A 714-nucleotide genomic window follows, 5' to 3' on the forward strand; every position below is an offset into this window, starting at 1 on the left:
CAAGGCAATACAGTTGCCACACAATAAAGTAAAGGCATTCACTTTCGCTTGACCCCGTAAGGTCAGTTTATTCATGCCTTTATTCACTGTAATATTCCGCTTTTTATTTAAAGGAAAGCCGGTTTAATACAGCCGAGTCGTTTTCCATTCTTTAATAAACAGCTATCGTAGCCCGATTGGGCTGTCTATTTTTACTTTCATTTTGTCTACATAGCTCAGCTTTTTGCGTGATTCATTATTTATAATAATGCACTCTTCATACTGTTTTTGTTGACATTTTTCACATTAATTAGGATGGGTGTCATCCTAATTAATGTGATTTATAAATTGAAATTAAAATCTACAGCTTCAACGGTAACTACATCACCAGATTGCATTTCAATATAGTATTCTAATGGTGCCTTAAAACCAGTGCCGTTAATGCTAGATGACGGCCCCCACTCTTCATTGTGTGGAATAGATAGTCCAGTTACCAAATTAAAGCTTAAGGTAAATTCGATAATCTTACTTTGTTCTTTACTGAAAAAATTACCATTCACACTCAAAGCCTTTACTTCCCATAGATACGATATGGACGTTATTGTTGCATCATGTAGCGGTAAATCTTCAAATTTCATATGGTGCTCGTCTTTTAACATAACGAGCCTGTAGATTAACTCGTTTTTTATTTATTTTTATTGATAAACAAACCATAGCTGAGTTCCTATTTTGGTT

1 protein-coding gene and 1 pseudogene are annotated in these 714 nt (G+C 34.3%); both read right to left on the reverse strand.

The genetic code is table 11. From position 1 onward, the window contains the following. A pseudogene (locus AAEY68_RS21940) lies at positions 1-243 on the reverse strand (hypothetical protein); the annotation flags it as partial. Between the two features lie 77 nt (positions 244-320). Next, a complete protein-coding gene (locus AAEY68_RS20685) occupies positions 321-617 on the reverse strand; it encodes a hypothetical protein (protein WP_029751263.1) in 297 nt (98 codons plus the stop codon). Positions 618-714 lie beyond the last annotated feature (97 nt).

It is taken from the genome of Pseudoalteromonas sp. RB2-MNA-CIBAN-0110 (assembly GCF_040309305.1).
In the GTDB taxonomy this organism is placed as follows: Bacteria; Pseudomonadota; Gammaproteobacteria; order Enterobacterales; family Alteromonadaceae; genus Pseudoalteromonas; species Pseudoalteromonas arctica.